The 25,420-nt window shown below is 61.5% G+C and carries 20 protein-coding genes; 3 read left to right on the top strand and 17 right to left on the bottom strand.

Annotation, left to right across the window (positions count from 1 at the left end):
* Positions 1-137: 137 nt before the first annotated feature.
* The 13 genes from KTR9_RS06200 to rfbB form a co-directional block, all read right to left on the bottom strand.
* Positions 138-1,154, bottom strand: a complete 1,017-nt coding sequence (locus KTR9_RS06200) for a cellulase family glycosylhydrolase (RefSeq protein WP_238554053.1) — start codon at positions 1,152-1,154, stop codon at positions 138-140.
* A gap of 191 nt (positions 1,155-1,345) precedes the next feature.
* Positions 1,346-2,680 (bottom strand): O-antigen ligase family protein, encoded by a 1,335-nt coding sequence (locus KTR9_RS06195; RefSeq protein ID WP_014925673.1) that lies wholly within the window; start codon positions 2,678-2,680, stop codon positions 1,346-1,348.
* A 76-nt stretch (positions 2,681-2,756) separates the two neighbouring features.
* Positions 2,757-4,253, bottom strand: coding sequence for a polysaccharide biosynthesis tyrosine autokinase (locus tag KTR9_RS06190; protein ID WP_014925672.1), 1,497 nt, complete (start codon positions 4,251-4,253; stop codon positions 2,757-2,759).
* 101 nt (positions 4,254-4,354) lie between these two features.
* A complete protein-coding gene (locus tag KTR9_RS06185) occupies positions 4,355-5,488 on the bottom strand; it encodes a glycosyltransferase (protein ID WP_014925671.1) in 1,134 nt (377 codons plus the stop codon).
* Complete coding sequence (locus KTR9_RS26835; RefSeq protein WP_238554111.1) at positions 5,472-6,485, bottom strand: glycosyltransferase family 4 protein; 1,014 nt, start codon at positions 6,483-6,485, stop codon at positions 5,472-5,474. The genes KTR9_RS06185 and KTR9_RS26835 overlap by 17 nt, the downstream gene beginning before the upstream one ends.
* 137 nt (positions 6,486-6,622) lie before the next feature.
* Complete coding sequence (locus KTR9_RS06180; protein WP_014925669.1) at positions 6,623-7,717, bottom strand: glycosyltransferase; 1,095 nt, start codon at positions 7,715-7,717, stop codon at positions 6,623-6,625.
* Between the two features lie 31 nt (positions 7,718-7,748).
* The gene (locus KTR9_RS06175; protein ID WP_014925668.1) at positions 7,749-8,681 is read right to left on the bottom strand and encodes a glycosyltransferase family 2 protein; all 933 of its coding nucleotides are present in this window, start codon (positions 8,679-8,681) and stop codon (positions 7,749-7,751) included.
* A gap of 7 nt (positions 8,682-8,688) precedes the next feature.
* Entirely contained in the window at positions 8,689-10,095 is a 1,407-nt protein-coding gene (locus KTR9_RS06170) for a lipopolysaccharide biosynthesis protein (protein ID WP_014925667.1), read from the bottom strand.
* A complete protein-coding gene (locus KTR9_RS06165; RefSeq protein ID WP_238554047.1) occupies positions 10,092-10,916 on the bottom strand; it encodes a glycosyltransferase family A protein in 825 nt (274 codons plus the stop codon). The genes KTR9_RS06170 and KTR9_RS06165 overlap by 4 nt, the downstream gene beginning before the upstream one ends.
* A gap of 131 nt (positions 10,917-11,047) precedes the next feature.
* Positions 11,048-12,352 carry a UDP-glucose dehydrogenase family protein gene (locus KTR9_RS06160; RefSeq protein WP_014925665.1) on the bottom strand — a complete coding sequence of 435 codons (1,305 nt, stop codon included), beginning with the start codon at positions 12,350-12,352 and terminating at the stop codon, positions 11,048-11,050.
* Positions 12,353-12,403: 51 nt separating this feature from the next.
* Positions 12,404-13,807, bottom strand: a complete 1,404-nt coding sequence (locus tag KTR9_RS06155; protein WP_193363231.1) for a hypothetical protein — start codon at positions 13,805-13,807, stop codon at positions 12,404-12,406.
* A gap of 117 nt (positions 13,808-13,924) precedes the next feature.
* The gene (locus KTR9_RS06150; RefSeq protein ID WP_014925663.1) at positions 13,925-15,442 is read right to left on the bottom strand and encodes a sugar transferase; all 1,518 of its coding nucleotides are present in this window, start codon (positions 15,440-15,442) and stop codon (positions 13,925-13,927) included.
* Positions 15,443-15,967: 525 nt separating this feature from the next.
* A complete protein-coding gene (gene rfbB / locus KTR9_RS06145; protein WP_014925662.1) occupies positions 15,968-16,972 on the bottom strand; it encodes a dTDP-glucose 4,6-dehydratase in 1,005 nt (334 codons plus the stop codon).
* Positions 16,973-17,097: 125 nt separating this feature from the next.
* Between rfbB and rfbA the strand changes: the two genes are divergently transcribed.
* The 3 genes from rfbA to KTR9_RS06130 all read left to right on the top strand — a co-directional run bounded on the left by rfbA (position 17,098) and on the right by KTR9_RS06130 (position 19,605).
* Positions 17,098-17,976: a glucose-1-phosphate thymidylyltransferase RfbA gene (rfbA, locus tag KTR9_RS06140; RefSeq protein WP_014925661.1), complete on the top strand. Its 879-nt coding sequence runs from the start codon at positions 17,098-17,100 to the stop codon at positions 17,974-17,976.
* Positions 17,977-18,008: 32 nt separating this feature from the next.
* The gene (locus KTR9_RS06135) at positions 18,009-18,974 is read left to right on the top strand and encodes an acyltransferase family protein (protein ID WP_014925660.1); all 966 of its coding nucleotides are present in this window, start codon (positions 18,009-18,011) and stop codon (positions 18,972-18,974) included.
* A gap of 310 nt (positions 18,975-19,284) precedes the next feature.
* Positions 19,285-19,605: a hypothetical protein gene (locus KTR9_RS06130; RefSeq protein WP_044506046.1), complete on the top strand. Its 321-nt coding sequence runs from the start codon at positions 19,285-19,287 to the stop codon at positions 19,603-19,605.
* A 95-nt stretch (positions 19,606-19,700) separates the two neighbouring features.
* Here KTR9_RS06130 and KTR9_RS27915 read toward each other — a convergent pair whose 3' ends face one another.
* From KTR9_RS27915 to KTR9_RS06110, 4 genes are read right to left on the bottom strand one after another with little or no spacing between them, the layout of a single operon-like run.
* Positions 19,701-21,671, bottom strand: a complete 1,971-nt coding sequence (locus KTR9_RS27915; RefSeq protein WP_014925658.1) for a glycosyltransferase family 39 protein — start codon at positions 21,669-21,671, stop codon at positions 19,701-19,703.
* Positions 21,672-21,706: 35 nt separating this feature from the next.
* The gene (locus KTR9_RS06120) at positions 21,707-23,665 is read right to left on the bottom strand and encodes a hypothetical protein (RefSeq protein WP_014925657.1); all 1,959 of its coding nucleotides are present in this window, start codon (positions 23,663-23,665) and stop codon (positions 21,707-21,709) included.
* Positions 23,658-25,103, bottom strand: coding sequence for a glycosyltransferase family 2 protein (locus KTR9_RS06115; protein ID WP_014925656.1), 1,446 nt, complete (start codon positions 25,101-25,103; stop codon positions 23,658-23,660). Before KTR9_RS06115 ends, KTR9_RS06120 begins: the two co-directional genes overlap by 8 nt.
* Positions 25,100-25,399 carry a hypothetical protein gene (locus tag KTR9_RS06110; RefSeq protein ID WP_044506044.1) on the bottom strand — a complete coding sequence of 100 codons (300 nt, stop codon included), beginning with the start codon at positions 25,397-25,399 and terminating at the stop codon, positions 25,100-25,102. Before KTR9_RS06110 ends, KTR9_RS06115 begins: the two co-directional genes overlap by 4 nt.
* Between the last annotated feature and the right edge of the window lie 21 nt (positions 25,400-25,420).

Raw genomic sequence — 25,420 nt, 5'->3', positions numbered from 1 at the left:
GGCAGCAATCTGCTCACCGCCAACGGCTTTTTGGTCTGTTCGGACCACAGGTAAGGACCGAACACGGCGTTCAGTTTTCGACTGGACTATCCCGCCCACTGGTACGAGCACCGCTAACCAGACGGCGTGGCTTCGTCCTAACTGAGCTGTCCCCGCAAGGCGTCCGCAACCGGCTTCGGTGAGCCGTCAAACCGATACAGCCCGAAGTTCGAATTATCGTCGGCAGGATTGGTTGATAAGTCGCGGGAGGTGAAGATGAAGATTGCCGCGATCCAAGCTAAGCCGTTCGCCCGGTTTACCGCGTCGATGATGATCCTTGATTGTGCGATCTCGGATGTGGACGCGGGGGTGTTCCCAGTGGGTTGACCGAACTCGGTGATCCACATCGACTTCGCTGCATCGCCGTTGGTGACCATCGTCGCCCGGCCGGTGGGCAACACAGCTGCACCGCCCCCGTCCCCTCCACGTGGGTCGGCGGTTATTGGGTAGGGAAGCGTGTACGGATGGACTCCGATGCCGTCAAAGTAGTCTTTCGCACCGAGCGAGTACAGATCAGCGATGAAAGTCGTATCTCGCGTCTCAGTCCGCAGGCTGGACAGACCACCTGTGACTATCGGTTGGTTTCCACCCGCCGTACGGATACCGTTAAACGCTGACCTGAGCAGTGGGACGTACTCCCCAGCAGTCGGCGGGATTAAATAGTGAGACAGATTCGGTTCGTTCCAGATCTCCCACGCTGCCACTCGAGAGGCGTATCGCAAGGCTACTTGGTGCGCGAACCGGCCGAACGCCGCCGGGTCGGCGGGCGCGTTACCGTTCGCGAACGGATTGGCCCCGGGTTTCTGCGCCCACACAGGTGCCGGTCCTTCAAGGTTCATCAGGATCGAAAGGCCACTGGATCGGGCTGCATTGACGGCCGAGTCCAGGCGCGCCCAAGAGAAGTTCCCCGAGGTCGACGGTTGAATGAGGTTCCACTTCGCCGGTATCCGGATCGCTTTCGCACCAACGGCCCGGATCTGCTGAGCCTCGCCGATAAAGTCGGCACCGGCGTACTGCGTTGAAACCGATGCCACGCCCACGACCACACGGACTGATGCCGCAGACTGTCCAGGCGCGACAGCAAAGCTGGCGAGTACGCCGACGGTGATCAACATAGGTAGTACAAAGCGTCGCATGAGGCCTCCCATGGCTAGTCTCACCGATTGTGGCTCGCAGAGCGCTGGTGCGAGGCAATTCGTGAATGTTGCCGGGGAGCCATGTTGGGCATGGAACAGGTTACTCTAGAGTTCGCAACCATTCGAAGCGTCCGGAGCCGTGCAAGTCGGTTCAGTCCCTTGCAGACTGCTCACGCCCGCTCTACAGATACAGGCGGGGCGGCTACCGATCTAGTGGTGGCGACGAAAGATGGTCGCGCGCCTTGGGGCGAAGACTCAGTCCTGGTCGAGACGGGATATGCGACGGCGAAGAACATGCAGATCCAGACAACGTACGCGGTTATTGTGCCGCCAGTGCTGATCGACGAGAACAGCTGTATCGAAACCAAAGCGATCAAGACGGAGGCCATCCCAGGATTGACGGACCTGTCCGTGAGTAAGCGATCGACGACGATCCAGCACACACCCGCGAAAAAGCACACTGCCAGGACCGCACCAAATCCGACTAGGTAGCCGAGGAATGCGGACTCGGGACTGGTCTCCAGACCGTAACGGGAAGCTACAAAAGGCTTGACTCTCTGGATCCCCTCCCCAAAAGGGAAAAAGCTCCCCGCGTCGGGGAGGAGGACAGTCCAGGCACTTCGCCGTGCGTCCGCGGATCCAGAGTCATCCGCAATCCGGCCTGACACCGCGTCGAAGGCGCCGAAGAAATTGAAGGCGAGGTACGCTCCCACGACTCCCGATCCGAGGATGACCCGCCGGCCAGACGTCGCGGAACTCGTGACGATCAGGAAGATGATCCCGAACGCAGCCCCTAGAAGGCCAATGCGAGACTGCGTCAGGGTCACTCCAAACACCAGAATGATGAGTGCCACGTAGGTGAGCCAGGTTCGTCGCATCAGAGCGAGAAGGGGTATGGCGGTTGCAATGTAAAGACCCAGGTCGAGCGGATGGTCGATAGTCCCCATCTGGCGATTGGCCTGATCGACGATGTGCCACCAGAACCGCCGCATGTACTGATCGAGAAACGGCTGCGCTACGAGGTCACGAGACACCAGCAGTGCAAGCATGCTCTGTGCGCACGCGACGAGAACATATCCCAGCGCAAGACTTCGGTAGAACGTCCCGTACCGTTCGGCGAGATCGCAACACATTACGAAGATCAACACTGGCGCCACGATGAAGTTGAGCCAGAAGGGTATCGCGGTACCTGGGCTAGTCCCGGTGATGAGTTCAGAGAGAAGTGACCCGGCGACAAAGACTGCCACAAGCCCGGCCGCTCCCTTTGGGATGGAGGCCAGGATCCGCCCCGACTTCGGGGGCAGGTGACGAGCGGGGATCAGCAAACGCGTGAACGCTACTGCAAACGTCATGACTGTGCAGACATGCACGCCCAACAGGGAGATGCTCGCTGCAAAGGGGACTACGGCATAACCGATCATCACAGCAGCTACACCGAAGCGCGGATCGAGGTACATAACAATGCATGCGATACCCACCAGAAGCAGGGTGAGAACTACAGTCATAAGGATCGACTACCTCTCGCGCTGCACGACCGATGAGTTACCGCCTTAGTTCGTAACGGCATTGATCCGTAACAATTCACCGGTAGACTGATCGACCGTCATTTGGACTGTCGGACACGGAATCGCGGGAGGCACGTGCTTCGACCGTAGCGGGATTCACGTGCCGGGCGTCCACATCCGACGCATTCCCGTAGTACCCGTACCGATATGTCCGCTCGCGATCGCTGACGCCGTTTATTACAACACCAAGGATGGTGGCCTGCGCTCGTTCAAGTTCAGTGAACGTCGACAGGAGCTCTGTACGCTTGGTGCTGCCCGCGCGAACGACGACCACTACGCCATGCACCCACTTGGTCAATTCGACGGCATCGGTAACAGGCATTACCGGGCCCGAGTCGACAATGACGAGGTCGTACTGAGCTTCGAGCTCTGCGAAACACTGTCCGGTTCGACGCGATGCAAGCAACTCGGCAGGATTCGGCGGCACCGGCCCCGAAGCGAGCACGTCGACACCTGGAGTGTTCGACCGCTGGATGACATCCGAGACGCTCTCGACGCTGCCGCGCAAATAGTCGGTGAGTCCGATGCTGTTCGTCAGGCGCATTCGCTGAGAGGCGGAGGGCTTTCGCAGGTCAGCTTCGACGAGTATAACCCTGTTTCCCGATTCGGCGAAGGCCGCTGCGAGATTTACTGCGGTCGTCGTCTTGCCTTCGCCGGGATTCGCGCTCGTGACCAGGATTCTGCGAGCAGGAGTGTCTACGCTGACGAAGCCGAGATTGACGCGCAACCGACGATAGGCTTCGCCTGTAGGACTCGCCCCTGCCGGCGCAAAGTCCAAGAGCACCTTGTCCTGTAATGCGGAGTCTGCAGGCACTGTGCACAGGGATGAGACGTTCGGAAGTAGCTCAGTGACGTCACCCTCACTACGCAGCCGAGTATCGAGCCGATGACGCGCCAGCACGATGAGAAGTCCCAACAGCAGTCCTATGCCCAGTCCGATCGCTAGATTTCGCTTCGTACGCGGCGAGATGGGAGCATCGCTGGTAGTCGCCGGACTCACCACCGTCACTTTTGCAAGCGGGTCGCCACCCGAACTCGGGGTCTCAAGAACCGAAATGTACTCAACTAGGGATTCTGCAACTCGGTTCGCCAGACCACTAGCAACGTCCGGATCAGCATTCGTCGCGTTCACGGTCAAAATTACAGTCTCGACCGAGGTGTAAGCGGAAACCGCCTCACGCGCGTCCTCAACGCTCATCTGGATACCAGAGTCCGCCAACGCGCTTCTGAGGACGGCTTCCGAGTCGACCAGACGCACATACGAAGCCACGCGCTGCTGCGAAGCCAAAGAGCCCTGGTAGGCGTTCTGTACAGTCGCTTCTGTTCCCGACGTGACATACAAGACCGCCGAGGAGCGATACATCGGGGTCTGAGTAAGACTCAGCCCGATCGCCGACGCGCCCCCGATCAAGACGCAGAGCCCGATGATCCACCAACCGTCGCGGATCACGCGGAGCAGCACCCGCAGACGGTCACCCGTCGACGCGGTGTCTACAGCTTCAGTTTGATTCACAATTCCTGCCTCGGTTGGGGGCTCGGACTGTCGAGCCGGTCGACCTGACTTGATTCGAGTGAGGTCCCTCTGATCGAAACCTCGCCGATGAGATTGCGCGCTTAGTTCAGCGCGGATGTTAGGGAAGAATCAAAACTTGCCAAGAGTTCGTTCTCGTAGGCTTCACACACCCCGGCCCAGGTGAAGTGTTCCCGCTGCCGAAGGACGGCCGAACGGCCCAGCCTAACGCGGGCGTCTTCGCTGCCCATGACGTCAATCAGTGCCTCCGCAATCAATTCGGGATCCGGCGGGGTAAATACTCCCGTGTCACCGAGAACCTCTCGATTGAATTTGGTGTCACGGGCTACAGTTGGCGCTCCACAGGCCATCGCCTGGACCAATGCCGGATTAGTACCTCCGACGCTGTGCCCATGGAAATATGCGCCGCAGTTCTGCCACAGAGCGAGAAGTTCATCGTCATTCGATATGTGACCCAACCAAGTCACACTTTCGCATGCATCTGCCAACGCTGCAACTCGCGCTTCGATTTCGCCGCCGTAGCCTGAGGACCCCACTATGACGACTTGTAGATCGTCGGGAAGACGTTCGACAGCGGCGATGAACTCTGTCACGGAGTTCTCCGGTACAAAACGTGCGACATAGAGGACGTACTGTCCAGAACGGAAGCCCCGGACCGGAGCAAGGTCGCCCGTCTCGGTTCCGCCGTACGGGATGTACGTGCCGACACGGGCAAATTCGGCAACCCATCGGTCGCGGATGGCTAGAGAGTCACACACTATCCGATCAGCGAAACGACCAGTCAACACGGCACCCGTGCGGAAGACTTTCTTTGCAAGGCCCCCCCACTTCTCCCGTTCCCACTCGATGCCGTCGACGTTGAGGACCACCGGAATGCCGCGAGCCCTGAGAATTGGCAGCCAGAACCCGTTCGCCACATTCATGACCAGTGCCACGTCTACGTTGCGAAGGGCCGCGTCAATCGAGCTGGTCAGTCCGTACGAAAGAGTACTGAGTGATCTTTTTTCTATGCCTGCCGAGAACACCTGGACTAAGGTAGCGTCGTCTTGATCATGACTTACCCGATCGACTCCAGGTCGGCAGTAAACCACCACATTCCATCCACGTTCGGTAAGGAAGGGCACCAGTTTTCTCACTAGTGTTTCGAATCCCCCGTAATAGCTCGGGTAGCCACGTGTACCCAGAATCGCCACGGTTGGTTTAGCTGATTTTGCCATCGTTAATCCTCCGAATTTGCGCGGCGAGGGAAGGGCGACGTCGACGTCCTGCTGAGTCCTGCAGCCCTGCCAGTCTCAGGGAGATGTCTAGGACCGAGCTGGCGGTCGTCAACTTTTGAGCGTTGGCGTGAGTATGTTCGGCGACTCGTGCCATCAGCGCCGGATCGTCAAGCAGCCGGCGAATGGCGCGAGACCACACAAGAGGGTCAGTGGAATCGACGACGCATAGCGCTGCAATCTCTGGATCGGTGACCAACATCCCGGCGGCGCCATACCTGTGTCCGATGATAATTGGAAGCCCTGCAAGGCTCGCCTCCACCGCGCTCCGTCCGAATGCCTCGCGATACGAAGTGCCCACGTAGATCGACGCCTCCGGCCACATCTGCTCAGGTGTTGCCCAGCCCATGGTTACGCAGAAGCCCCAATTTGCCGCGGACAGTTCCCCATACAATGGACCGTCCCCGAAGATTCGCCCACGATGTTGAACAAGCTCGCAGACTTCAGCGAACAACTCAGGTCGTTTATCGACATCAAGGCGCCCGGCCCATACTAAGGGACCGGACGCATTGTGCCCATTGTTACTTCTCGCCAGCGACTTGATCCCGGGTCGCACCACGCGTGGTGCGACCCATGGACGAACGTCCTCGGCAAGCGTGTCGGTCGTAACCCAAACCTCTCGTGCACGCCGCAAAGCCACTACCTCGATGAGGCGTAGCAGCTGTCGGCGTGATGCGTTCTGCTCCCCTCTTGCAGGCCAAGGGAGTCCGCGGATGTATGACACCCAAGAAGGCTTGCTTCGGCGCCCCCTGAGCGAGTCCAAGAACAACGCAATGTCGGACTGCGTAATAAGTGTGATGACCCAGTCGGCACGATCATAATTGTCATCCGATGCGAGTATCCGCCGAATCTCGGAGATCACTGTCAATCCATGACGATGTACCTCGACCGCGGTGACAGAATCGTGCTGACGAATCGTCCCGGGCGCTCCGGGTCGCATACCGACGGTCCCAGTCCAGGGCATGCCCTGGCTCCGCGCCTCCTCGATGAGATCGTACAGCGAATTATAGACGCCGCTGCGGGCCATCAGCGGAGCTGCGACGAGATGAACTCTGATCTCCTGCCCTGCCACCTACGTCACCGTCCGATGAGATCGAGGAGGAACTGCGCCTTGTGACGCCAGGTCACGGAGTCGGGGATATGCGCGGCAATCCTCTTGGGTCGGCCGCGACGAACGCTCTCGGCCAACCACGCCTGATGTCCGTCCCCGTCGACGACAAAGACTCCGTCGTCGAGTTTGCGGTTCTCGGTTCCCAAGACTGGCGTCGTCAGAACCGGCAGTCCCGCGGCTCGATACTCGTAAGTCTTGATCACGTCACCACCGACCTCGCCGCGGCCCACGCGGTGCGGCACCCACCCGATGTCGAAGGTCGTCAGCAGATCAGGCACGCGTTCGTAGTGGACGTCACCGAGGAGACGGATGTTTGCCGCCGCGGCGAGCGGGCGCCGATACTCACGATCAAGGATGGGGCCAGCGAAAACGAACTCGATATCGGGAAACCGCTTAGCGGTCTGCGTGATCAGATCAAGGTCGAGACGACGTCCGATCTTCCCGACGTATCCGACTGTGATCGCTCCCTCAGCTCGAGACGCCTGTACGAACCTCTCCGGGTCGCACCCGTTGAGTACGAGGTGCACGTCGGAGCGCCCGAACCGCTGCGCGAGTTCTGCGGTTGCTTCCGAATTCGCCGTTACGTGGTCCGCCCGAGAGAACATCCTTTCGTAGGCTCGGTTGACCTGGTCGCTGATCCCTTCGAACGCGAAGTGCACCGTCCAGTCGTCCAACAAATCGAAGACAAGCGTACGGTCTCCCCCACTCAGATCCCCCCAGGAGGAGCTCAATGACACGAATGGATTCCAGACCACCGCGTCGGCGACGGCCATATCTGAACCGAGGCGCGGGTACTTCGGCAGCGAATCCACCCACCACGCTTGGCGGTCGGACAGACGCGGCAACATCCACGTGAAGGTGTTGAGCGCCATAGTGTTTTCCGCGATGCTCAAGTTCCTGGATTTTACGGACGCACCGATCAAGTGAGGCTCAGGGCGCGAGATCACGGCCGTACTCCCGGTACCCGCCAGCAGCCGTCCGAACCACTCGATCAAGTGACCATCTCTCGTTCGGTAGCCTTCCCGGCTCAGCTTGTGCTGGCCGTGCATCGGAAACGCCATGAGCGCTACCTTCGTTTCCTCGGACGTTGATCTACGCAACGGGTGCTCCATTGTTGGTTCGGCGGTACTCGTAGGTGCGGTAACCCAACAGTCCGAGTATCTTTCCAATCTCGAAACTAACTACGGTGAACGGCTTGGCAGCGATTATGCGGTCGAAGACCAGTCCCCGAACGAAAAGGAGCGCGTAGTAGCCCGCTCGCGGCATACCTCTGACGAGTGCCCGATACGGATTGTCCCTGTACTTCAGGCGAACCCGCGAATGCACGATTCCGCTGCGCATGCTTCTTCGTACCAACCACTTAGCGCTGAGTCTCGACGCAGGAACATCTTCGGAGACCACCGCTTCATTGCAGTAGACAATTCGCGCGCCGCTTCTTCGCAGACCCCAGAAGAAGTCCCAGTCGCTGCCACCTGTCTCACTGAACGACGGATCGAACCGGGGTTCACCGGCACGTACCCACGCTTCGCGGGCGAGCACAGTGTTATTTGTCGCCGCCGACAACAAAGGAGTTCCACTCGCAACCCTTTCACGCTGGAAGAATCCGCCGCGCCGGATCCAGGTGGGGCAATCTTGTGGAAGACAGGTGATCACGGGCCCCTGAATCACATCGGAGTCACTGGACTCGAGATAGGAGACAAGCGCGATGAACCAATCGGGTTCGACCCACTCGTCGTCGTCAACGAAGATGATGCCGTCGTACTCCGCGGTAAAGTACTCCAAGCCCCTGTTACGCGCCTGAGCAATTCCGGCGTCAGGTTGAATCGCGTAGAACGTAACGGCTAAATGCTGCTCGGCGATAGTGCGTGCTGAACCATCAGGATCGTTGTCGACCACCACCACATCGGCGATTTCGTCGCCCGAAGTCAGGCTGTCCAGCAGACGCTTCAAGCCATCGGGACGCATGTACGTAGCGATCGAGATTAAGTATTGCCCGCGGACGGGTTGTGACGGACTCTCCTGCATTGTCGCTTCAGCCTCCTGAGTACTCTGCGTTGTGGCGCTTTCGTACAACGACAATTGCGCGCTTCGCGAACTCGCGGCCTTTCTGGCCGAGGAAAACGAAGTCATCTCGTCGAATCCGCAGGAACATAGCCGGCTTCATGCCGAACACTAGGTAGGCGAGAACCAGAACGAACAAGCCACAGATCGCGTTGGCCACCATCGACGCGATCGCGGCGCCCATTGCACCCATAGTCGGCAGAAGTATCACCAGCAGAACGATATTCAGCACAACGGACGACAAAATCGCGATGCTTCGCAAGATCGGGCGCCCGCGAGCCGTCATACCGGCTGCAGCAACCGATCCTGGGTTTCCGATGACGGTACCGACGAGCACGACCGCAAGAACTGCGGTGACCGAAGCGAACTCGGGTCCGAACGCCAACGGGACAAGCCCCCACCCCACCAGCACTGCAGTAACGCCCACTCCCGCAGTGATTATGGTCGACAGCCGTGCGGCTCGCCCGAGGCTCTCGTCGTCATTCTGCGCCGACTGAACAGAGAACACCACATCCCTGACTGCGGCGTTGAAAGTTCGAACCATGTCAGCCAATGACACTGCAACAATGTAAATACCGAGTTGCTCTGCTGACGACAACGGCAAGAAAAGGACCTGGTCCAACCTCGCAAGGACCACCCCAGCAGCTGATCCAATCCAGGCACCGAGGCCGAAACGTGTCAGCTGTGCTGCATGCCGTCCTACCGCCAGATCCGAGTCCGGGGTCGGGGACCGCCTGCGGTACCTCCCCAGCAATCCGAGATAGGCGATGATCCCCACGCAATTGCCGATCGCAAGCACCCACGCGGCTGAGGCAATCGTCAAGCTACCGGTCGCGAGGAGAACCCCAAGCGCGCCAACGCGGAACACACTTGCGAGACATTGGTCGGATGCCACAAGGAACCATGCCTGTAATGCCCGGGCATAGCCACGGACCACGAGTGCAACGAGGGCCGGTGTGAGCATCAGGCCAACCGTTGAAATCAACCCACTGATGTCCGGATGGTCTCCGGCCAGGTTGTGGGACAGCGATGCAATCAGCGCACTACCAAGTGGACCGGCGATGCACACTACCAACAACCCGAGGCCGAGGGTTCGCAGTGTTCGCACACGACGCGCGACGAAGTACGTCACAGCGTCGGGCATTCCGAGCGTGAGCGCAGCTGACGCTACCAGCAGCGGGGCCGTCGCAGCAGCGACGAGACCGCGCCCCTCCGCACCAAGGGCACGGGCCAAGAGAGGCGCCGTGACAAGCGACGCTAGCAGCGGCGTCAGATTCCCCAACGTGACGATCGCGATACTTCGGCCAACGTCTCGCCCGGGCCTTCGAGCGGCGGTGGCTTCGAAGTCCTCAACCACTTCGGTCCTGGGCACAGTCATGAAGAGCCGGCCAACCGCTTCCGGTCCAGCTCCGAGTACGTCGCGGCGATCTGCGCGTCGTTCCCTCCCTGCATCACATTCGCGTGTTTCAGCCCAATTGCCTGAGTGGATTCGAGAGAGATGAAGTCTCGACTGCGACCGTCGACCACGCGGATCGGAATCTGCGCCTGGAGCGCGGTGTGATTGATCCACACATCGTCTGCTTTGGGGCACAGTTCCTCGAACTGGGTGCCACGGGCAACGAGTGCCCGCATCAGTTCGGCGGGGTACAGAGCACCAGACACCCCGGTTACAAAGTTCCGATTGGACACAGACGAGTCCTTGATCAGCGGCCACTGTGAATAGGGGGTCAGTCGTGGCCCGCTGTCCCGATCAGAAGTATCGATAACCACGCGGCGGGCCCTGTAACAGGCAACCCCGTCAGGGTGTCCGAGGTAGTACGCAAAGAGTCTGTGGAGCCAGTCGGCGGGGTACACAGTGTCGTCGTCCGCCGTCACCAGCGGGACACCGTCCGCGAGTGCGAGCGCCAGAGCGTCGAAGTACTTGGTGTGCGGACCCGAGCCACCGTCAGCGACACGGACCTCGAGGCCCGCCTGCCGCAAACGCTTAAGCTGTCTTGGTAGAAAGTCAACCGTTTTCTGATCGTCGACCCACAAAATGATCCGCGATGGCCGCAGCTTCCCCCTCAGGATCGACTCGATCGCAAAGTGGGTCATGGCGACGCGATCCCCGTAGCTGGTGAGGCTGACGATCGGAGCGCCGACGTCACCCAGCGCGGAGCGCCGCAGCGGCAGTTTGTTGGTGATCCTGATCCAGGTCAACAAGGACTGCTTCTGAACACGGAACTTGACACCGCCGACAGCACGTCGAAACCTCGACCGCCCATCATCACTACTATCGAACTGCATATCTTTTCGATTCCCGATTCCGTGCGTTTCTTTCCGACTGGCGCTCAGCGGAGGAAGGACCAACCGGCCGCCTCCCACACAGACTGCTCAAGACACAACCGGCCATCAATGATGGTCCGACCCCGCACGATCAAGTTCAGATCAACAGGCTTCAGGGAACGGAACTCTTTCCATTCCGTCAGCACCGCGACCACATCTGCGTCCATACAAGCGTCACGAGCGGTCTCCGCGTAGTCCAAGGTTGGGAAGAGTCGCTTCGAATTCTGATTTGCCTTCGGGTCGTAGACCACAACTGACGCGCCCTGGAGCTGCAGCTGGCCGGCGACGTTCAGTGCGGGTGAATCCCTTACATCGTCAGACTCTGGCTTGAAGGCCGCGCCGAGTACAGCCACGCGTTTCCCGAGAAGTGAACCGCCGCATGAACGCTTCGTCAGGTTCACCATGCGGTTCCGACGACGCATGTTCACGTTGTCGACCTCCCTCAGGAACGACAACGCCTCCGAGGCACCGAGCTCGCCTGCCCGCGCCATGAAAGCTCTGATGTCTTTTGGCAGGCACCCACCACCGAAACCGAGTCCGGCGTTGAGGAACTTGCGCCCGATCCTGTCGTCATGGCCGATCGCGTCTGCCACGGCGGTCACATCGGCACCGGCGGCCTCACAGACTTCGGCGATCGCGTTGATGAACGAGATCTTGGTTGCAAGAAATGAGTTGGCAGCGACCTTGACCATCTCGGCACTCTGACGATCCATCACGATATAAGGCGTGCCCGCCTCGATCATCCGGGCATATACCTCACGCGCCGCGCTTTCGAGTTCACTTCCTCGCTCGGCGCCTACGACGATCCGGTCCGGCCGAAGCGTGTCGTCAATCGCATGGCCCTCCCTAAGGAACTCGGGGTTCCAGCCGAGGTGGACGGTGACGTCGTCTTTGGCCAAATCTTGAGCTCGGTTTGCGAGGCGTTCGCACGTTCCGACGGGCACCGTGGACTTGCCGAGAATGAGTGCGTCCGTGGTCAACAGTGGCACCAAGCTCTCGACCACGCTTTCCACGTAGCGGAGATCAGCAGCGTACTCACCCTTACGCTGCGGTGTTCCGACTGCAATGAAATACACCCCGCCCCACTCCGCAGCCTCTTCGTAGCTCGCGGATATCCTTAGCAGTCCTGACTCCAGGTGCTTCCGGACCAGGTCAGGCAAACCGGGCTCGTAGAACGGAACCTCACCCCGGGCTAGTTCTTCTCTACGGAAGTCATCCAGCTCGATGCCCAGGACCTCGTGCCCGAGTTCGGCCATACAGGCAGCATGCGTCGCGCCGAGGTAACCGAGTCCGAAGACAACTATCCTCATCCGAATTCCCTTCTCAATGCCTTGGTCGGGACCAGCCCTTGGAACTGGTCGCTAGTCGTTGCGTTCACAGAAAAACAGGACTTTTGCTGATGCCGGTCGACTGGCAACGCGAGCCGTAGCCACCGGCTCACTGTCGCCCGGACCGGATGCGCATTCCCTGTCGAGATCCGGCGGCACGCCGTCCATCGATGTTTTTCGGGCGAGCCTTGTTCCGTCAGTTGATGTTTCATCTTTGGTAAATATTTCTGTGGCGGTCAGCTCAACGAAGTCGGACCCGGGAAGGTCGACATTGACGTCGACCCAGTCGCCGTTGCCCTCCCCAGTATTGATCGCAATAAGAACAAGGGAGTTTCGGCCTCGCAATCCGTAGAGTCGAATGTTCGAGTTCGACACGTAGGGCGCAACCGATAGCATCGCCATACCGTTGGCCATGCGATTCAGCATGAACAACGCCTTGAACGGATCCGCCGTGTTTATCGCACGGTCATCGGCGACACAAACTGGCGAGTAAGCGATGCAGTCAGTAATCGTTCCATGGAAATAGATCCCGTTGAACCCTTGCGTCGCCGCATCGAAGGCGAAGTCAAGCATCCAGAGTGCACCTGCGAGCCGGTTGCTTATGCCTGCCATTCCCCCGCAGTTGATTGAGTTCACCTCTGAAAGAACTACTTTCGGCGCACTTGACAGCGACGCCGCGTGGTAGATGTTATCGAGCGAGGACTTCCTTCTCTCATCCGCGAACTCTGTGAACAACGCACGTGGGAGCATCGACCCGGTGTCACATCCTTGCGCGCCGTAGAAATGCGAAGCATAGACATCCGGCACTGCAGCAGGCAACCGAGCGAATTGCGACGCGCTGCTCCAGATGAAGTCACTTCTGTTGCCGCTAGCGTCCGGCGCCTGAATCGCGACGTCAGGTACAGCCGAGCGGATCTCGTTCGTGTACCTACGAACGTCGCTCGCGTAGGTGCCGAAGGGAGGGTTCGACGGGTAATAGACGTTGGGTTCATTGCCGATGGCGATCGCTGTCAGCCAGTCTCCAAAGATGGACCGGGCGTGCCGGGCCATGTCGGCAGCGCGCTGAGGGTCCCGGGCCCGGAGATTGACGCCCATCACCACACGCCACCCAAGCTGCTTGGTCAGCTCCGCGAGTTTGTTCAAACTCGCCGGAGTGGCGGTGAAACCGTAGTCTGTCGGCTTCGACTCACCTTTCGACGTCCAGAACATCTGGTCCGAAGTGTTGCCCCCGATCCGCAAGACCATTCCCGGACGAAAGTCCTCGAACAGACTGACAAGCTTTCGTGTCTGGAGTGCCTTGCCATCGCCGGCGAGCGTGGAGGATTCGATAGACAAACCGATGCTGTCGGTTACGAAGCCATGTCCCGATTCCCCAAGCATCTGCGCTTGAACCGTCTCCCTTGTGTCATGCGATGCACACGATGCAAACAGAAGCACGACCGGGAGCATTACACTGAGGACTCGAACGTCCATTGCTTCTGAGCCACTACACCTTTCGTGGGTATCGTTCAGGTTTTCGGGCGTGGGTGAAAACGTTAATCGAGCGCCCATCGCTCAGTACGCTCCGTCTTTGTGAAGCACCGCACGGATGGTTCGCCACAGAATCAGGGCGTCCTGCATAATCGACCAGTTCTCGACGTACGAGAGATCTAGCCGCACGGATTCTTCCCAAGACAGGTCGGAACGTCCGGACACCTGCCACAGTCCAGTCATCCCGGGCTTGACGAGCATTCGCCGCGCCACCCGTCCGTCGTACTGCTCGACCTCCTCGGGCAGAGGCGGGCGCGGACCGACGAGGCTCATCGTGCCGCCCAGCACGTTCAGCAATTGCGGTATCTCATCGATGCTGTATCGCCTGATGAAGGCACCCACTCTTGTTACACGTGGGTCGTCACGCATTTTGAAGAGCACACCTGCGCCCTCATCCAGCGATATGAGCTCCGACTTGCGCTTGTCTGCGTCCTCAACCATCGATCGGAACTTCCACATCCGAAATGGCCGGTTGTTGATTCCGACCCGTGTCGCGCGGTAGAAGACAGGACCTGTCGAGTCCAACTTGATGGCCACAGCCACCGCGAAGAAGAGCGGAGCCAGTGCCAACAGGATTGCCGCCGAACCGACTCTGTCTACAAAGGCTTTGCGAAAGCGGTTGGCACCTTCGTACCGAGGCTTATCGATGTGTAGCAACGGCAGACCTGCGACCGGTCGCACCATGACACGAGGTCCGGCGACATCGGTGACGCCTGGAGACACGATCATGTCGACATCGAGTCCTTCGAGATCCCACGAAAGGGCTTGCATAGCGTCGTGCCCCAACGCTTCCGCGGACGTCACTGCGACAGTGGTAGCTCCCGAATCCGCAACCGAGTCACATACTTCGTCGAAGGTTCCAAGGACAGGCACCTGCATGTCGCCGACCGCCATCAGACGAGGCCGTCCACTCCGCTCGGGAAGGCAGATACCGACAACGCGGTAGCCCAGTTCCGGATGCTTTACGAGGCGCTCCATCAGAGGCACCGCAGAACTCCGCGTGCCAACGACCAAGACGCGTTCCAGATTCTCTGACCTGCGCCTCTGGACCAGCAGAACTCGTCGCCACAGCCACCTGGACAGCACTAGCCCGAACGTGCCGATCGGCAAGGCGAGGGCGAGGAATCCTCGAGCGATGTTGAGCTTGAACAGAAGGTCGCACATCGCGAGCAGACCGAAGACCGATAGACACGCACTAACGACCCGACTATATTCTTGCGAACCGGATGCGATGATGCGGCGGTCGAGGCTCTGAAATGCGCGGAGGGCAAACAGCCACGCAACTGCCAGCGCTACGGAGACGTAGATCGCGGGCGCACCGACCGCACCATTCGGCGTCATGGCGCCATCGGCACCAAATCGGACCCGCTGAGCCACCGCTACCGCGAGACCGACTATCGCAGCATCAGAGATTGACACCCGCATCAGGTACGTCCGCATCCAAGAGCGCGAACGGTCCTGTGCACGATCGACAAACCGGAGCCGCTGACTGCGGCGGCCAGCGCTACGCACTGGCCGTTCGTAGGCTTGACGATCGGCCATTGCCCACCTCCAAACAACCCCGTAATACTGAAGGAAAAGGCGAACTCCCCAAACGCCACACGAGAACGATTTGCACCCTTGAAAACACGTCCTGTGCGGCGAGCTTATTTCACTTCGATCACACTGACAACTCGGCCACGCACCGCTAATTTGCCTGTTCGAGGTGCGTACTCGGTTGATTTACTTGTTCGCAACAGTCATGCCAGCATCCTCCTGACGCGCGAGCTGGAGGGTCCTCAGAAGGAGGCATGAGCTGCCCTTATGCTCGCGAATCGGTTTTTCGCGACCGTCGCGCGTCACCCAAACGGCCATCGGCAGCACAGCAAAATGGTGCTGCCTGCAAAATAGGGACGCATTCGGCAGGCTCGGACTTCAGTCACGTGTGTTCGTGATCACGTATTGGAAACGTCAGCGCGCATTAGATATTTCTTGGGGCCCGCGAAGTAAATGCTCACCGGGAGGTCGCCTCTAATCGGCAACGGCAGGTGAACAGTGTGTGACATATTCATGGTCCGTGCGTGTGGTTCAGCCGGTGACGCGTTCGGTGGTGGCGTATTTCTGTTCGACTGCTTCTTTGGCGGGTTGCCACCAGGCGGGGTGGTCGCGGTACCAGTCGATGGTGGCGGCCAGGCCGGCGCGGAAGTCGAGGTAGGCGGGGGTCCAGCCGAGTTCGGTGCGCAGGCGGGTGGAGTCGATGGCGTAGCGGCGGTCGTGGCCGGGGCGGTCGGTGACGAAGTCGAAGGCGTCGGTGGGTTGGTCGAGGAGTTCGAGGATGGTTTCCACGACGGTGCGGTTGTCGACTTCGCCGTCGGCGCCGATGAGGTAGGTCTCGCCGATGCGGCCGCGGTCGATGATGGTCCACACGGCGTCGTTGTGGTCGTCGACGTGGATCCAGTCGCGGATGTTGCGGCCGTCGCCGTAGAGCTTGGGGCGTACCCCGGAGAGCACGTTGGTGATCTGGCGGGGGATGAACTTCTCGATGTGCTGGTAGGGGCCGTAGTTGTTGGAGCAGTTGGAGATGGTCGCGGCCACGCCGAAGGACCGCACCCAGGCGCGTACGAGCAGGTCGGAGCCGGCTTTGGTCGAGGAGTAGGGGCTCGAGGGGTTGTAGGCGGTGGTCTCGGTGAAGCGGGCGGGGTCGTCGAGGTCGAGGTCGCCGTAGACCTCGTCGGTGCTGATGTGGTGGTAACGCACCCGGTGGGCGCGGACGGCTTCGAGCAGGGTGTAGGTGCCCACGAGGTTGGTGGAGACGAAGGTCGAGGGGTCGGCCAGGGAGTTGTCGTTGTGGGATTCGGCGGCGAAGTGCACGACGAGGTCGGTCTCGGCGACGAGGCGGTCGACCAGGGTGGCGTCGGTGATGTCGCCTTCGACGAGTTCGACGCGGTCGGCGACCGGCGCGAGGGTGTCGGGGTTGGCGGCGTAGGTGAGTTTGTCCAGGACCCGGATCGAGGTGTCGGGGCGGGTGTCCAGGGTGCGCAGCACGAAGTTGGCGCCGATGAACCCGGCACCCCCGGTCACCAAGATTCTCATAAGGACTCCTTTAGACCATAAGATCACGAAAGTATTTACTGACATTGATCGCAACGAATAATCGTGAACTCCCCGAAACGATTATCAATTCTGCGAAATGTACACAACAGGCTTAACCTAGGCGAATGAAGGGCATCATCCTGGCCGGAGGCACAGGCACGCGGCTGCACCCCATCACGCAGGGGGTGAGCAAGCAGCTCGTCCCGGTCTATGACAAGCCCATGATCTACTACCCGCTCTCGACGCTCATGCTGGCCGGGATCCGCGACATCCTGATCATCACCACCCCGCACGACGCCCCGGCGTTCGAGAACCTGCTCGGCAACGGCGACCAGTTCGGCATCAACCTGACCTACAAGACCCAGCCCTCCCCGGACGGCCTCGCCCAGGCCTTCGTTCTCGGCGCCGATCACATCGGCACCGAGTCGGTCGCACTCGTCCTCGGCGACAACATCTTCTACGGACCCGGAGTGGGTAGTCAGCTGAGGGGGTTCGAGGATATCGACGGCGGTGCGGTGTTCGCATACTGGGTCGCCAACCCAGAGGCCTACGGCGTCGTCGACTTCGACGCCGACGGGAACGCATTGTCGCTTGAGGAAAAGCCTGCCAGGCCCAAGAGCAATTTCGCAGTCCCCGGCCTGTACTTCTACGACAACGACGTCGTCGACATCGCCCGCGACCTGAAGCCCAGCGCCCGCGGCGAGTACGAGATCACCGACGTCAACGCGCACTACCTTCAACGCGGCAAGCTGTCCGTTCGAGTGTTGCCCCGAGGAACGGCATGGCTTGACACCGGGACGTTCGACAGCCTCCTCGACGCCGGCAACTTCGTGCGCACCGTCGAACAACGCCAGGGTCTGAAAATCGCTGCTCCCGAGGAGATTGCTTGGCGACAGGGTTTCATCAGTGACGAAGAACTTGTTGCGAGTGCTCAGAAGCTCATGAAATCCGGCTACGGACACTATCTCTCGTCGCTACTGGCGCAAGGAAGGCAAGCCCCCTGAGCACACACGATGCTGCTCCCTCACGTCGGTCGGTGCCCTTAGACCTGCTCCGCGTTCTTGGAATAGTTGCTATCGTCGCCGGGCATGTCTGGGACAACTTGTTCACCCGTGAGGCGATCTTTACGTGGCACGTTCCTCTGTTTTTCTTCCTTACCGGGTACCTGTGGACGACAACCAGATCGTTGGGAACTGAGGTACGGAAACGTTCGCGCACGCTACTCGTCCCGTACGTGTGCTGGCTCGTACTGATATCAGTCCCATATGTCGGCCTCTCGGTCTTCAGAGACTCGAAACAACCGGCCCCGCTCATCGGCGACATCCTGTGGGGAGGCGCTGAGCTAGGTCGTCCATACTCTGCATTCTGGTTCGTCACAGCCCTGTTCTTCGCAGCTGTGCTGCTTCGATCAATGCAGCGCCTGCCACGTTGGACACCGTGGGCACTCTCAATTGTCGGGCTCGTCGTCTGCTACACGTACAGCTCGGCGGTAGCTGCACTCCCGCTGTCTCTTGGCGTCGCAGTTCCCGCGACGCTCTTTGTTCTTGCCGGAGTTTCCTTTCGGTCGGTCAGGGAACACATACGGCGTCCAGCTGTCTTGGGTGCCGCAGCACTGTTGGTATCGGGAGTACTCATCATTTCTGGCCTGAGCGGACCGATGGATATGAAACAGGCAGACTTCGGCACACCCGCACTGAGCGTGATCGTCGCAGCGGCGATCTCAGCTGGGCTCATCCTGGTCGCCGAGCACGCGATTCGCTGGAAGGGACGCGTTGCCGATTGGACAACGAGACTTGCCGCTGCCGGTTTCATGGTAGTTCTGACGCACGCGGTCGTCTTGTGGCTTTTGCGGACTCCGCCGACGGGTAGCTGGGTGGACTTCGGAGCAGCTCTACTCCTGCCTTGGGCCGCTGCTCTCACGCTCGCCCTCACATCACTGTCGCGGTACCTATTAGGTGTAGATCGTCGCAGGAAGAAGCGCTTGGCCTTGGGTGGGCTCTGACTTTCCATACGGATGCTGCGGTCGAGCGGACCTGGAGCGACAAGAAATCCCAGCACACCAGCGAAGCGACAAGAAATGTTGCCAAGTTGGCCCCGAGCGGGGCATGGAAGTTGATTGGGACCTGCCTGGCCGCCCTCATTGACGTCCTCGTGATCGCAGGTAACTGAGCCTCGTGCCCTACCGCATCAGAGTCCCGTTTGCGCCGCAGACCTCTCAAGTCTTGTCGGGCGACGCAACCCGTTGACCGGGCAGTTACCCCCTCCGTGCCAGCCACCGAGCACAGAGGAGTCCCGATGCCCATACTGTCTTGATGCCAGACCCGTTCCACGCCCTCGTGCTGATGAATCTGCTCTTTGTTGTCGGTGCCTGGTGTCTGGCCCGGCCGAGCTATACCGGGGCCGCGGTCCTCGCGGCCACCGGCGTTGCCTGGGCGCTGTGGAATCAGCCGATCGAGGGTCGCGTTCTGGTGTCCTTCAATATCCAGCACGGCATAACCGAGTCCGACATTCTGTCGGTGCTGGCGGTCGTGATCGCCGCTGTCACGGTCTATCGGTCGAGAGAAATGTCTCGGCAGAGGAACACGATGAGCGCCGGCGCAGGTGGGGGTTTCGACAAGCTCAACCAGCAGTAAATCGAGCTCAACCAGCTGTAAGGAAGCTCAACCAGCAGTAACGAGCTCACCGTCGTGAGGAGCTCGGCCGGCAGCAGATCGCCCGGCCGTCGAGGTCACCCCGAGCCTTTGATGCGGTAGATGCGGAACTGAGGCGTCCCGCTTGGACTTGTGACCGCCATTTCCAGCGTGGCGATCCCCGCACCGTCGTCCCACAGCGTCGGATATCGGACGTTGATGGCGTCGAGCCGGCCGAGTCCGGTCGGCCGCGGGGTCAGGATGTACTGGACGCCCTGGGACTGCGGTTGGTTGAGTTTGGCGAAGAAGTCGTAATCGCTACGGACCACGAATTGTTCCGGCCGGTCGGAGAACAACCAGATTCGCGAGATGCCGAAGGTGTCGACGAGCACCGATCCAGGCGGGAGCGCCTGGTCGTCGAACCAGCCAGCCACGTTCCGCGACACGTCGCCGAACCAGTAGAACCAGAATTCCGACGGCGGATAGCGGTCCGGCCAGAACGCCGACCGCAGGCCGTACTCCTCTTTTCCCAACGACGGGGTGAGCATCGACGTCGCGGTCACCGGTAGCGAGGTGACGAGCACCAGTGCCATGAGTGCGGTGAGGGAGGTCCTTTCGACACGCGACCTCCGCAGGCTCCGGTCGCTGCTCAAGGAGCGGGGTGTGGGGGACCCTTCGTGGCTCGTCGCTAACGCTCCTCGCACCTCAGGGAGCAGGGGTTGACTCGCCAACGCTCCTCGCACCTCAGGGAGCAGGGGTTGACTCGCCAACGCTCCACGCACCTCAGGGAGCAGGGGTTGACTCGCTAACGCTCCTCGCACCTCAGGAAGCAGGGGTTGACCCGCGAGCGCTCCACGCACCTCAGGGAGCAGGGGTGGACTCGCCAACGCTCCTCGCACCTCAGGGAGCGGGGATGTCGCTCTCGAGAAGCGGGGGCCACGCGCGACGAGTATGGCGACCACGACGAGGGGTGTCGCCGCCATGTAGAAGCGGAACCAGCCGAAGGTCGAACCCAGGATCACCGCGGACATCTGGAACAGCAGTACCGAACCGAAGAGGACACCGACCACCGCCGCGTCGACGCGGCGCCGGCAAACCGCGATCCACCCGACGATCGGCAGCACCGCGAACAGCAGCGGTTGCATACCCAGCAGATTGCCAGCGATGACCTCGGCGAGCGGGCCGGCACCGACGTCCTCGGCGGAGATGATCCCCGCCGCCTCCACCTGGGCGGCGTTGCCGTACTGGGAGGAGAACTGGGAGAACGCGTTCCCGTCGAGCAGCCAGCCCAGTCCCGCCCACAGGACGAAGGCGAACACGGTGGGCATCACCACGATCGTCGCGTCGTGCAGACCGAACGGCGCGCCGGCCCGCCACGCCTTACGTCCCCGCATACCCGCCGGGCGGTGACGCCGCGTCGACATCACGAACACGCCGAGCGCGACACCGGCAGCTGCCGGCAACGCCTCATATCGGGTCAGATAGGCCAGCCCCAGCGCGACACCGGCAACGACGAGATCGACGACGCGGAAGCGATTCACCCACAGCAAGACCCGACGACACGTCCAGAGCAGGAAGAAGAGGAACGGCGCCTCACTCATCCCCATCCCCGCATACAGGACGATCATCGGGTTCAGCGCGAACGCGGCGACCGCGGTCCACCGGAGCACCCGGCCGGCGCCGTAGTCGAGCGCGATGCGCCGAACCTGCCATCCCGCACCGGCCATGAACAACGCGCTCATGACCGCGCCCGCGAACCCGACGCGTCGCAGCTCCGGCCAGCGGTTCAGCGGCCAGTGCGACGACAGCTCGACCAGCGGGATCTCGACGAGGCTGGGCAGCGGGTTCCACACGAAACCGATCGCGCCCAGATGAGGATCGCGGCTCCAGATGGTGAACCCGGCGTTTCCCACGCGACTGCTCGCGTCCGGGTTGATGTAGCCGACGATCAGATACAGATAGACACCCACCGCGAGATAGACGAACGCCAGCCCGGCGAACAGGGAGATCCCCCACCACTGGACCCGGGTGAGCCGACGACGGCCAGAGGCGTCGACGCCCTGGACCATCGTCGTCCCCGCACCGCGCTCGCGGACCTCCACTGTCACGGTGTGTCGGCGCCGTCAGACGGTTCGTCGGAACGCCGGCGGTACACCGTGATCCCGACCGCGACGAGTACCGCGACCGCAACCACCGCGATGCTGATCCCCAGCCACATCAACCAGCTGGTGCCGACCTGATCGACCTGTGCCCGCGGACCGTCGGCCCGGATCGTCAGCAGCTCGGTCTGACCCGCGCGACCGGCCACCAGGACGTCTCCACGAAGATTCGCCAGATCCCCCTGCTGGTCATCGAGGTAGGCGAACAGCGGGTCGACGAGATCCCACGAGCCGGATGTGCTCACCAGCACGACGGTGCGTGAGTTCTGCGCGAACGCCTGGATGGTCCCCAGCCCGTCGGGGATCGCCAGACGGATCTGGGCCGCCAGGTCGACGAGCGTGGACGAGTCCTCGGTGTTGATCGGCGGATTCAGCGCACGCGCGTTCTCCGCCGACGCCACCACGAGCGCACCGGTGTTGCTCGCGATCGCCTGGTCGAGTGGCACCAGCACCGGCGCCAACGCGGTCGCCGAACTCCGCTGGACCGATGCGATCAGCTCGGCAGCGGCGTCGAGCTGAGCCGGGTTCGTGTTGTCCAGGGCCACCTGCACCGTCGGTTGCCAGCCCAGCGGGATCGACGAGAAACCACCCATCCGAACAGGTGTCGTGCTCGACGACGCCGTCGACGACGGGTCGATCTGGAAGCTCAGCGGCACACTCCGCGGCGAGCAGGCACCCGGACCCGGCTCGTAGGAGATCCGGAACTCGAGCGGTTCGTTGGCCGCGACCTGAGCGGCCGGGATGGTGAATTGCGTGTCGAGGGTGCCCGAGGCGTTCAGCGCACTCGTGTGCAGGATCTCGCCGCCACTGACCGCCATCACGTTCGCCCGCTCGTCGTCCCGAACCGGCGTGTAGCGCGCGAGCAGGTGCACGTTCACCATGCCTGGCCGTCCCAGCGACAGCATCGTCGGATCGAAACCCGGAACCAGCGTCGTGATTCCGAGCACTTCAGTGGACAAGCGATCCGAGAACTCGCCGAAGGTCACCGAATCGGAGCCCTGGATCTCCCGGTCCGACACGGATTCGACTGCGGCAGAACTCGTCTGGGCCAGGTCGGTGAGCCCGTCGCGGAACAGCGCCACCTGGTCGGGCAGTGAGTCGGCGTCACCGCTGATCACCAGCGCCGCCGACGGTTGTCCGGCACGGTCGAGACGGGCACCGCCCGGACCGTCCTCCTCGCGGATCAGGATCGTGCGCTGCAGCGGGCCGCCCGGCGACGGCACACCCTCCCCCGTCGACTCGATGACATCGATCGACACCCGCTGGGGCCGATAGTGATCAGTGATGGCGGCGACCGCCCCCAGAGTGGCCTGGGCGACTGCGACACTCGGGTTCTCGGGCGTGACGATCGTGACGCCGCCGACCACGGTGCCGAAGAAGTCCTGAATCGTGCGCGGTGACGACGCGACCCCGGCATAGGCCACATTCAGTCCGGTCAGAGACACATCCGGAATGGGTCCACACACGGAGTCGCCGGTGCCGTTGCGCAGCGTCATACGCAGATCGGCCCGGCCGTTGTCGCCGACAGGCACTGCCGCGAGTGGCACGGAGAACGGCGTGCTCAGCTGTCTCGGGCCGAATCGCGGTACGACGACGGTTCCGACGATCGTGCCGTCGGACCGGGCGACCTGGATGAAGGCGTCGGACACATTCGTCGCCGACGCCACCACTCCGGACAACCGCGTCGGGGACATGCCCTCCGGCACCGGGACACTCACTCCGACCGGGACGTCGGCGCTGTCGAACGTCACCGAGTTGCCCATCCCCAGCTGCCGCCAGTCGAGCGTCGTGAGCCCATCACCGGGCGCAGCGGCAGCCGGCGCCACCGAGGCCACACCGACGATCAGCGCCGCCACGGTCGCACACCAGATGCGGCGAAGACGGACACGGGTATTGCTAGGCATTCTCAGAACCTTTCGGCGGTCGCGGGGCCCCGGGCATGGACGAGAGCCCGTGCACGGTCTTCTCCCAGTAGGAGGGCTTGTAGATGAGTTGGGCCATGCTCTTGATGGCCGCCATGGACTGCAGGAACCAATAACCGGGCACGAGAAGGGCCGCCCCCAGCAGATAGGGCTTGTCGCGGGTACGCGCGGAGACGACGCCCAGCATGATGGTCGCCAGGTTGCCGACGGTGAACATCAGCAGGCAGAGGTAATAGACGGGTCCGGGGAACACACTGTTCATGAAGTCGGGCTTGCCCGCGAACCACACCAGCAGCAGTGCCCAGAACAGCAGGTTCAACGTGTTCGCAATCGGCATCCCGGCCGTCAGGTTCGAGATACGCAGCGCCGGAACGAGTCCGAGTTCCCGAACCATGGACAACGGGTTACGCATGTGGACGAGGAAGGTCTGCAGATAACCCTTGTACCACCGGGATCGCTGCCGAACCCAGTTGACGACATCGGCATTGGCCTCTTCACCCGTCAGGGAGTCCAGCACCACCGTGCGGTATCCGAAGCGAGCCAACCGGATTCCGAGGTCGGCGTCCTCGGTGACGTTGTAGGCGTCCCATCCGCCGACCTCGCGCAGCACCTCGGTGCGGATGTGATTCGACGTCCCACCGAGGGGGATCACGCAGTTCGACGCGCTCAGCGCGGGCAGCATGTACGAGAACCACTGGTCGTATTCGATGGCGAACCAACGGGTGAGCAGATTCTCGCGCTCGTTGTAGTAGCCCAGCCGCGCCTGGACCGAGCCGACTTCCGGACCGCTCCTCGCGAACACCGCCGCCGCCTTGCGCAACTGGAGCGGGTCCGGGATGTCCTCGGCGTCGTAGATCGTGACCAGTTCGCTCCGCTCGGAGGGCAGCGCCATGGCGTGATTGCACGCCTTGGGTTTGGTCCTCGGCTCGCTCGGCGGCACCAGGACCGGGGTGATCCCGTCTAGGTCCGCCCTGCTGATGGCGTTGATGGTCTCCTGATCGTCCTCTTCCAGGACCAGCAGAATGTCGAGTTTGTCTGCGGGATAGTCGATTCTGCCCACCCCGGCAACCAGATTGGTGACGATCTCCGGCTCGCCGTACACCGGCAGCAGCACCGTGTACACCGGCAGGTCGGCGTCGTCGATCTGGCGTGCCTGCTCGTCGGAGACGGTGAGGACGCCACGTCCCGACATTCCGCGGATGACGAGGACGAACTTGTCGATGCTCGACACCAGGAAGTAGACCGCGCACACGCTCAGGAGCACCGCGAGCGACGTGCGCCAGGCGATGACGAAGGCGGTGGCGATCACCAGCGCCACCAGCAGCAGACCGACCTGCTGGCGTCGGCTCAGCGGGTGCCGCGCGGACAGAGCGGAGACGTGCGGCCCGTTGGTGATCCGCGTTGCGTCGAAGCCGGTCATCGCGACGGTTGTTCGACGGCCTCGACCATCGACCACGCCAGATCGGTCAGCGCGTCGTCCAGTGCCGAGTCGGTGGCGACCTGATCCTCAACGTCGGTCCCACCACGGATGAGCCAGCCCGCGGGGTCGACGACGGTGGTGCCGTAGCTGGGTGGCCTCGGCTCGGACACCTCCGACGACCCCGCCTGATGACGAGCGGCCATGAGGTAGAAGGCGAAGTAGCGCTCGCCGGCCGGGGTGGGGACTCGCCAGCTCCAGAATCGACCGGTCCACAACGCCTCATCCGAGGTGCGCACCGACTCGAGAGTGTTTGAATC

Origin of the sequence: Gordonia sp. KTR9, from assembly GCF_000143885.2 — a bacterium.
GTDB lineage: Bacteria > Actinomycetota > Actinomycetes > Mycobacteriales > Mycobacteriaceae > Gordonia.
This window is presented reverse-complemented; position numbering and strand designations above follow the sequence as displayed.